Below are 9,366 nucleotides of genomic sequence, written 5' to 3' on the forward strand. Positions count from 1 at the left end.
GCAATAAGGAGGGGGCTCAGGCTGGTGAAGACGATACTTGGGCTTAGGAGTTCCGACTGGTGGGAAATGATACTTGGGCTTAGGTGCTCTGACTGGTGGGAAACAATACTTCTGCTTAGGTGCTCCGACTGGGGGGTGACAATACTTCTGCTTAGGTGCTCCGACTGGGGGATGACGATACTTGTGATTAGGTGCTCCGACTGGGGGATGACGATACTTGTGATTAGGTGCTTCGACTAGTGGAGATTAGTTCTTGCCCTCAGGAACCCTCTCGAAGATCGACTTCGACGTCCCTATGTTGTACTTTTATTTTCGTATAAAAGTACAACATAGAGTAACGGCGTGGTGGTGGCGGCGGAGAGTAACAAGAAAGGAGCTCCGTCGAGTGGATGACAATACATACACTTAGGAGCTCCAAGCAAAAGCAGCAGTTGCACGCCCTTAACCTCAACTCAGCGCCATACTACAAACAAACGATCGCCTTAATCACCTTCGACTCCGGCTTCAGCCAAGTCTCAAACTCGCCGATCATGTCCTCGAAGGAGACACGATGCGTGATGTAGCTCTCGATGTCGATGACTCCTGTTTGCATCGCTTCATACACGGTGTCGAAATCATCCATCGTCGCGTTCCGGCTGCCCAGCAGCGTCAGCTCCCGCTTATGGAAATCGGGATCATGGAACGTGATGTCCGCCTTCACGAGGCCAACGTACACAAGCTTGCCGCCATGCGCGACAAGTCCGAAGGAGTCCGTCATTGACCGCGCGTTGCCGGTCGCCTCGAAAACCACAGTGGGCATATCGCCGTTCGTGAGCGCAGACAACTGCTCCTTCGGCTGCTGCAGCGCATTCACGGTATGATCGACGCCCGCCCACTTGCGGCAAAACGCCAACCGCTCGTCGTTGATGTCCATCGCGATAACATTCGCGCCAAACAGCTTCGCCAGGATCATGACGCCGAGTCCGATCGGGCCCGCTCCAATGACGAGCGCCGTTTCACCGGGGCGAAGCCCTGATCTTCGCACTGCGTGAGCTCCGATGCTAAGCGGCTCCAGCATCGCGGCTTGGTCAAGCGTTAGTCCCGCCGTTTTGATGAGATGGCTGGCAGGTATGGAAATCAGCTCTCTCATCCCTCCGTCCATATGCACGCCAAGCACTTTCATATCGGTGCAGCAGTTCGTATTGCCTTTGCGGCAAGCAATGCATGCTCCACAGTGCATATATGGAACGATGCTGACTTGTTCGCCAACCTGCAGCCCCAGGACTCCTTCGCCAACTTCTTCGACATAACCGGAGAGTTCGTGACCAAGCACGCGCGGGTAGCTGAAAAATGGCTGATTCCCTTTATAGGCGTGCAAATCCGTCCCGCAGATGCCGATCCTTTTGATCCGAACGATGGCTTCGCCCGCTTTTACTGCTGGTTCCTGCATCTCAACAAAGGCAAACCGCTCAATTTCCTCACAGACGATCGCTTTCATTCTAACCCTCCTATACGCAAGTCTTCTCGTTATATTCCGGTCTTCCGCTAATCCATGACTTATTGTGAATTGGCATCAAAATGTCCAGCACTTCTTGCAGCAGCCCGGCATCCATAGGCTCATCCGTCCATGCGATGTTTTTGCGGATGTTCTCCGGACTGGCCGTGCTGACCAGCGTCGTTGGTATCCGCTCGTTCGCCGTTGCGTACTGCACCGCCAGCTTCGCAATGTCAGCGCCCTGGCTTGCGCAGTACTCGGCAGCCTCCTTGCAGACGCGCTGAATGTCAGCCGGCGCCGGATGCCAAGCTGCTGCGGGTCTAGTGCTCAGCAGTCCCATCGACAGCGGCGATGCGTTAACCAATCCTATATCGTGCTGCTCCAACAACGGCACTATGTCCAGCAAGGACGTGTCATTCAACGCATAGTGACAGTAGGACAATACAGAATCGAGCTCTTTCACAGCCAGAGACTTCTCAAACACGGACAACGGCAATCCGGATACGCCGAAATAGCGGATTTTTCCAGATTGCTTCAAGGCATCGAGCGCAGGGAAAGCCCCCTCAGCAACCTCATCAAAAGCTGCAAATTCAATATCATGCAAATATAAAATATCAATATAATCCGTATGAAGCCGCTTTAAGCTTTCATCCACGCTGCGGATAATCCGCTCCTTCGAGAAATCGAACTCGGCGTCGCCATAACGTCCAGCCTTCGTCGTCAAAATAAAGCGGTCTCTGTCGAGTTGGGCAATCGCTTTGCCTAATACCGTTTCCGCTTTGGTTAAACCGTAATACGGGGACACATCAATCAGATTAATGCCTAGATCAACAGCCGTATGCACCGTCCGGATGCTCTCCTCCTCGTTCGTTTCACGGAAGAGAGAGCCAAGCGAGGAGGCGCCGAAGCTCAGTACGGAGACGTCCAGCCCTGTTTTGCCCAATTTACGATATTTCATAGTTTATAGAACTCCTTCGCGTTTAGTCCGAATAAACGGTCATTGTCATGCTGAGTCCAGGTTTCCGGCAAGGCGTGCGTCAGTACTCCGATAACTTCGTCATATTCTCCCGCGAGCAAACATACCGGCCAATCACTGCCGAATAAGACCCGCTCCGCCCCGAATACTTCCAAAATATGCCGGATATACATCGTAAAATCTTCGTTGACCCAGCTTGTATGGTTCGCTTCCGTCACCATGCCCGAAACCTTACAGTACACGTTCCGATGCTTGGCGATAGCCGTCATCTGACTTTTCCAAGGCTCGATAGCTCCATCAGCTATCCGCGGCTTCGCGATATGATCGATCACCGCCCGCAGCCCCGGAACCTGTTCCAAAAGCTCGATCACCGGCGCTAATTGCCCGGCTTTTACAAGCAAATCAACGGGAACGTCCTCCCCGGCAAAATATCGCAAAGCCTCAACAAAATGAGGCTCCAGAATCCGGTTCGCATCCGGCATTTCTTGAATCATGACCCGGAAGCCAACATATTTGGGATGTTGTTTGAATGCTGCATAGTGGAGCAGACATTCGGGGTCATTCAAATTAAGCCAGCCTACGACACCTGCTATGGTTTCCGATTCCTCGCTTAAAGACAGGAGATAGCTTGTTTCTTCCAGGGTTGGCGCCGCTTGAACAACAATCGTCTTATCCAACCGGTGCTTCTTCAAATGAGTCCATAGATCCCTTGGCAAAAAATCACGACACAAGGCCGGCAGCTCCGGACCGATCCATCCGTAGTCGCCCCGATCGATTTTCCAGTAATGCTGATGTGCATCGATCCGCATGGCATACCTCCTTATTTAATGAGCTGTTTGTTATCGCTTTCTTTCATTTTAACAGCATCTATCCTATAAGAAATATCGATTTCTAGCATATTTATACTGTTTTTTGATATCATTAGAAGACTCATACAGGGAAGGAGTGGTCTTATGCATCCGGTGCGCAAAATATTCGATACGAACGACGCTTTTCCGTTTTCTTTTGCCTATAAAAACACAAAAAGCTCGCAAAGCGAGCTTCCTGACCATTTTCACGACTGGTTTGAAATTGTCTATGTATACCGCGGCAAAGGCACCTTCTTCATCGACCATACTTTTTACGACATGAAGCAGGGCGATCTGTTCCTGATCCCCGGAAATACGATCCACCGGGCCACGCCTGACAAGGAAACGCCCGTTACGTCTACCGCCGTCTATTTTAGTTCCGGCATGATTCAGGCGCCGCAACTCGGCGATTCGTTCTCTTATTTGCACAGCTTCGAGCATGCAGCTAAGGTTCGCCATTACAAATTGGAGCTGGTGCTCCCGCAGCGTCAGCATTTGGAGCTCCATTTGGAGTCCATCCAGCGTGAGCTCAAGCAGACGAGCCCTGGCCACCGTCAGGCGATTTTGTTGCAGCTGCTTCAGCTGCTGCTTTTTTTGCAGCGGGATGTGGGCTCCGGTTCGATGCTGACTGCGGGCGACCCTCTAGTCGGCCCCGTTTGGATGAGGGAAATTCTGCTCTATATCGATCAGCATTTCTGCGAAGACATCGGTCTTGGAACGCTTTCGAAGCAAGCCGCCGTCTCGCCGGCTCATCTCAGCCGCGTCTTTAAGCAGTTGATTGGCATGAACATCACCGCCTATATTATGACCAAGCGGATCATTCGGGCAAAGCAGCTCCTTGGCGAAAGCGATGTCAACATCCGGCATATTGCCGAAATGTGCGGCTTCGAAAGCTTGCCCCATTTCCACGCCATGTTCAAAAGGGTGCTCGGCGAAACGCCTGCGGCCGCCCGAAAATCAATCAGATAACAGCGAAAAAAGTATACTTTTATCCTACTTGATGCTGCGTTTTATAATAGGCAAAAGTTGCTGCCAAGCCGTCCTTCAGCGTGAAAACCGGACTCCACCCGAGTGCGTGAAGCGCTGCGCGGTTATCCAACCGGCTGTGAACAATATCGCCGGTGCGGGCCGGCTCATAGGACGGACTAAAGCTGCTGCCGCAAATCGAACACATCACCCTCAGAAGATCATTGACACTCGTTTGTTCATTGCAGCTAATATTGAAAATACCGTGGCTGCCTTTGTTCAAGGCAGCTCTATTTGCGGTCACGATGTCCTTCACATAGATGAAATCCCGCGTCTGCTCCCCGTCGCCGTAAATGACCGGTTGTTCTCCTTCCAAAAGCTTGTCCACAAAGACGGCAACGACCCCGCCTTCTCCCTTAGGATCCTGCCTAATACCATAAACATTCGCGTACCGCAGGATGGTGTAGTCCATGCCATAAAGAGAAGCAAAAGCTTCTATGTAGTGTTCGGGCGTATGTTTGGAAATGCCATAAAAAGATAGCGGCTTGACCGGATGGGCTTCATCCACACTCAAATATTGCGGAGTCCCGTACACCGCAGCAGAGGAGGCGTAAATCAGTTTCCGGACGCCATGCTCCCGGCATTGCTCCAACAGGGCAATCGTCCCCAGAATGTTGATTTTGGCATCCAATAAGGGATTGGCCAGTGAAGTCTGCACATCGACTTGCGCCGCATGATGAATGACAACTTCCGGGCGCGCAGCCTTAAACACCGCGGGAAGTCCGCTATGAAGCAAATCCCCGAGATGAAAAACAGCCCCCGTGTTCACATTCGCTTTAAGGCCTGTAGACAGGTTATCCAATATATGCACACGATGCCCGGCCTGAACCAAATCATCGACAATATGCGATCCAATAAAACCGGCTCCCCCGGTTACTAAAATGTTCATGCAGACATCCCCCTTACTACTGCCGTAAACATCATATAAAAGGTTCACTCTACAGCATTTCCTTTAATCGACATATTACCATACTTTATTTTACGAAAAAATGAAAATAAAAGCTGCCCCGTTTTTTGAACTTGGCAGCTTTTTGAGAGATGGCAGTTTCGTTAATTTTTGAAAACACGATCATATAAAAAGTCGGCAATATGGACGGCTTCCATTTGTCCCTTGCGACCGTGCTTATCGATCCCCAGCTTCATTTGCAATAAGCAGCCAGGGTTGCTGGTCACTAGGAAGCTGGCTTCGGTTGCATTCACATTGACCATTTTGCCCTCGAGAATTTGATTGGCCATTTCTGGTTGCGTCACATTATAAATACCGGCTGAGCCGCAGCAAGAGCCCGCGTCCTTCATTTCGACAAAAGTAACGTTGCCTACTTCTTTCAGCAGTTGTCTGGACGGATTGCTGCCTTTCATTACATTGCGCAGATGGCAGGAGTCTTGATAGGTCACCCGGGTGGATGCCGTTCCGGCTTGCTGATCGGCGAAGCGCAGCGGACGTCCTTTTTCCACAAGTATGGTCGAAATATCCTTCACCCGCGCAGCGAACCACCCCGCAGCTTCCTTCCACTCCGGCTCATCGTGCAGCAAATGATCGTACTCGATCAGAATAGCGCCACAGCCGCCTGCATTGGATACAATGTAATCCACTCCGGCTTCTTGGAAAGCGCGGATGTTGTTTTTAGCCAGCAATTTGGCCTGATCGCTTTCGCCGCTGTGCGCATGGAGGGCGCCGCAGCAGTTCTGCGTCTCCGGAATGACGACATCGAAGCCTGCCTCGGACAGCAGTTTAACGGTTTTGATATTCGTTTCCGTGAACATCACATCCATCAAACAACCTCTAAACATGCCAACAGTGGCAATTTTTTCTCCTTTGGCCGGGATGAAGGTACCCAGGAGTTGGGTAATCCCTTTGCCCGAAGCGTCCGGGAGAATTTTCTCCATATCGGACAATTGTTTGGAAAATACGCCGACGACGCCTGTTTTGCGAACGACGGATTGCAGGCCTGATTTTTTATAAAAATGGAGACCTGAGCCTAACAGGCGCATTCTTTGCTGCGAGGGGAACAGTTCTTTGAACACCAGCTTGCGCACGCCGCGTATCCACCATCTATGCTGCTTCGTATGGGTTTCAACCGCATCGCGGGCCTGCTCAATTAACTGCCCGTATTTCACATCGGCCGGACAAGCCGGTTCACATGCGCGGCATCCTAAGCAGTGATTCATCTGATCCTCGAAGGAGATGCCCGGCTCCATAACGCCATCCACGGCTGCTTTCATGAGTGAAATGCGCCCGCGGGGGGATTCGGCCTCGATACCCGTTTCCTTAAACGTCGGGCAAACCGGAAGGCAGAAACCGCAGCGCATGCAGTTGGTCAATTGATCGTAATCCAGCTTCTGAATCAGCGTTTCCTGAAGCGTTGCTCCTTTAGCCACGGTCGATCACCACCCTGCGTCTGGATTCTTTGGCAAACATTTTGCCGGGATTGAGCAGATGATGCGGGTCGAACACGTCTTTAATCCCTTTCATCATCTCGATGCCGCTGCTTCCTACTTTCCATTCCAAGAAAGGGGCTTTCACCAGTCCAACGCCATGCTCGCCGGTTATCGTTCCCCCCATTCGAATCGCCGCTTCAAATATTTCTTCGAAAGCTGCCTCCACCCGGTGGATTTCATCGTGATCCCTTGCATCGGTTGTCGCTGTCGGGTGAAGATTGCCGTCTCCCGCATGCCCAAAGGTGCAAATCTGCACGCCATGCTTCTCTGCGATCCGGTTAATCTCCAGCACCATATCGGCAATTTTGGAGCGCGGTACGGTGGCATCCTCCAGGATCGTCGTCGGGCGCAAACGCGCAAGAGCAGTGAAGGCGCTGCGCCTAGCGGTCAGCAGCTTCAGCGCTTCCTCTTGATTGCTCGCGATGCTGACCTCATCCGCCTGCTCCTCGCGGCAAATTTCCGAGATGCGGGCAATATCCCGCTCTACCATTTCCATGTCGCCATCCTGTTCAATCAAGAGAATCGCCGCCATATCCAGCGGAAGACCAAGCTTGGCGAAGTCGTCCACCACGCGGATCGTCGGATTATCCATAAATTCCAGCGTTGCCGGAATGATGCGGTTTTCAATGATCTTGGATACGGTACGAGCCGCGCCGTATAAATCTTTGTACATCGCCAGCATCGTTTTCTTAAATTTCGGCGGTGGAACCAGCTTCAGCGTAGCTTCCGTAATCACAGCCAGCGTCCCTTCCGAACCGATCAGGAGCTTCGTCAAATCATACCCGGCCACGTCTTTCATCAGCTTGCCGCCTGTGCGCATGATTTCTCCGTTGGCCAGCACGCATTCTAAGCCAATCACATAATCCTTGGTCGTACCGTATTTCAGTCCGCGAAGTCCTCCGGAGCACTCCGCAATATTGCCGCCAATGGTCGAGATGGCCATGGAGCTTGGATCAGGCGGATAAAATAAGCCTAAGCTCTCGATATGCTCGATGAACTGCTTCGTAATGATGCCCGGCTGCACGGTCGCCGTGAGATTCTGCATATCGATATCGAGGATGGCGTTCATCCGGTGCATCACCATCACGATGCCACCTTGAACGGGAACCGTACCGCCGCAAAGATTCGTTCCCGAGCCTCTGCTGATAAGCGGAATGCGGTGCTCGTTCAGCACCTTCATAATCGCAGAAACCTGCGCCGTATCTTTCGGATAAATCACGCCGTCCGGCAGCGATTGGAGCATCGGTGTTCCGTCATAAGAGTGGGTAACAAGCGACTCCATGTCATCTTTGAAAAAAGCTTCGCCTACAATATTGAACAGTTGTTGTCTAATTTGGTTATCCAGCATAGCAGCCTCCCATGGGACTCTTTTAAGTGATCATGTGATCTGATGACTTTTCTTCTATTTTAGCTTATGATTGAATAGATGTATACATCTTTTATGGGGGAATTGGCATGGCATTTCAGCAGATTAGGCCGCAAAAGGGCTCGGAAATCGTAATGGGGCAGATTAAAAAGCAAATTGAGACGGGAACCTATGCACCGGGCTCCAAGCTGCCTACGGTAGTCGACCTTGCTGCGAGCTTTCAGGTCGGGCGCTCGACCATCCGGGAAGCGCTGAGCGCGCTTAAAGCGATGGGATGGGTCGATATCAGGCACGGCGGAGGGACGTTCGTCAGCAATCCTCTGCCCACGGATACTGCGCCCCTCTTCGATCAAGGCGAATCACTGCAAGAGGTGCAGGAAGTGCGCAGATTCATCGAGGCGGGCTGCGCGTCTTTGGCCGCAAGCCGGCGGACGGAAGCCAATGTCTCGGCGCTTCGGGACATTCTTCAGACGATGGAGAGGGCGCTGGGCAATGAGGAAGAAAGCGAGCAAGCCGACATTCGGTTTCACCTGGAAATCGCCAAAGCCTCGCATAATTCCCTCATGATCGGGATGATGGAGTCCTTGACAGAGAGGCTGCAGGTGAGCATGAAGGCTTCTCGCCGTCTGTGGTTTTTTGCTGAGCGCGCATCCGCTGAAAAGCTTCTTCAAGAGCATCGCGACATTGTTGATGCCATCGATGCCCAGAACGAAGCGCTGGCAGCGGAAAAAATGTCGCAGCATATTCATAAAGTCGATCAAGTGATTCAGAGACTTGCCAAAATCTCAACGGATGCTTCCTTATGAGGCGCCGCCTAGCACCTGATTCGGGATGATATCAAAATAGGAGTAGCCGTTGCTGCTCGATTCGGTGAAAACGTTCCACGGGTGGTATAGGGAAACTGTAGGACGCTATTTCGGAGAAAAACGGAGTTTTGCGTGCTAGAGGGGAAATGCAGGGTCTTATCTCAACGAAATAGGGGCGTTATCTGCTTCGAATGACAAAATAACGACCTGTATTTCCCTTTATCTGGCGTTAGGGCTATTTCCGTTGAAATAGCGCCTTGTAGTTCTCTTACTGCATGATATACCGAAGCAAATTGTGTGCAAGCCATTATAAACGAAAAAAGGCAAAACCATAAATGGTTCTGCCTTTTTGTGTGATGCGCGTAGAGGGACTTGAACCCCCACGGTCGCCCGCTAGATCCTAAGTCTAGTGCGTCTGCCAATTCCGCCAT

9 protein-coding genes are annotated in these 9,366 nt (G+C 51.6%); 3 read left to right on the forward strand and 6 right to left on the reverse strand.

Features of this window, described 5'->3' with window-relative positions:
• Positions 1 to 240 (forward strand): hypothetical protein (locus tag AC3WRW_RS32440; protein ID WP_492550341.1); only part of this gene is annotated, 240 nt, incomplete at its 5' end.
• Positions 241 to 463: 223 nt separating this feature from the next.
• On the opposite strand, the gene AC3WRW_RS32445 is transcribed toward AC3WRW_RS32440, so the two are convergent.
• From AC3WRW_RS32445 to AC3WRW_RS32455, 3 genes are read right to left on the reverse strand one after another with little or no spacing between them, the layout of a single operon-like run.
• A complete protein-coding gene (locus AC3WRW_RS32445; protein ID WP_492550342.1) occupies positions 464 to 1,477 on the reverse strand; it encodes a zinc-binding alcohol dehydrogenase family protein in 1,014 nt (337 codons plus the stop codon).
• A 10-nt stretch (positions 1,478 to 1,487) separates the two neighbouring features.
• Positions 1,488 to 2,432: an aldo/keto reductase gene (locus AC3WRW_RS32450; RefSeq protein WP_492550343.1), complete on the reverse strand. Its 945-nt coding sequence runs from the start codon at positions 2,430 to 2,432 to the stop codon at positions 1,488 to 1,490.
• Positions 2,429 to 3,259: an amidohydrolase family protein gene (locus AC3WRW_RS32455; protein WP_492550344.1), complete on the reverse strand. Its 831-nt coding sequence runs from the start codon at positions 3,257 to 3,259 to the stop codon at positions 2,429 to 2,431. The genes AC3WRW_RS32450 and AC3WRW_RS32455 overlap by 4 nt, the downstream gene beginning before the upstream one ends.
• A gap of 144 nt (positions 3,260 to 3,403) precedes the next feature.
• Between AC3WRW_RS32455 and AC3WRW_RS32460 the strand changes: the two genes are divergently transcribed.
• Positions 3,404 to 4,267 (forward strand): AraC family transcriptional regulator, encoded by an 864-nt coding sequence (locus AC3WRW_RS32460; RefSeq protein ID WP_492550345.1) that lies wholly within the window; start codon positions 3,404 to 3,406, stop codon positions 4,265 to 4,267.
• Between the two features lie 19 nt (positions 4,268 to 4,286).
• On the opposite strand, the gene AC3WRW_RS32465 is transcribed toward AC3WRW_RS32460, so the two are convergent.
• The 3 genes from AC3WRW_RS32465 to AC3WRW_RS32475 form a co-directional block, all read right to left on the reverse strand.
• Positions 4,287 to 5,213: an NAD-dependent epimerase/dehydratase family protein gene (locus AC3WRW_RS32465; protein WP_492550346.1), complete on the reverse strand. Its 927-nt coding sequence runs from the start codon at positions 5,211 to 5,213 to the stop codon at positions 4,287 to 4,289.
• Positions 5,214 to 5,374: 161 nt separating this feature from the next.
• Positions 5,375 to 6,634 carry a (Fe-S)-binding protein gene (locus AC3WRW_RS32470; protein WP_492550349.1) on the reverse strand — a complete coding sequence of 420 codons (1,260 nt, stop codon included), beginning with the start codon at positions 6,632 to 6,634 and terminating at the stop codon, positions 5,375 to 5,377.
• Between the two features lie 61 nt (positions 6,635 to 6,695).
• Positions 6,696 to 8,111, reverse strand: coding sequence for an FAD-linked oxidase C-terminal domain-containing protein (locus tag AC3WRW_RS32475; protein ID WP_492550347.1), 1,416 nt, complete (start codon positions 8,109 to 8,111; stop codon positions 6,696 to 6,698).
• Between the two features lie 107 nt (positions 8,112 to 8,218).
• On the opposite strand from AC3WRW_RS32475, the gene AC3WRW_RS32480 reads away from it, so the two are divergent.
• Positions 8,219 to 8,935, forward strand: coding sequence for a FadR/GntR family transcriptional regulator (locus AC3WRW_RS32480; RefSeq protein WP_492550348.1), 717 nt, complete (start codon positions 8,219 to 8,221; stop codon positions 8,933 to 8,935).
• Positions 8,936 to 9,366: the final 431 nt, after the last annotated feature.

This window comes from Paenibacillus sp. FW126-R14 (assembly GCF_058789495.1).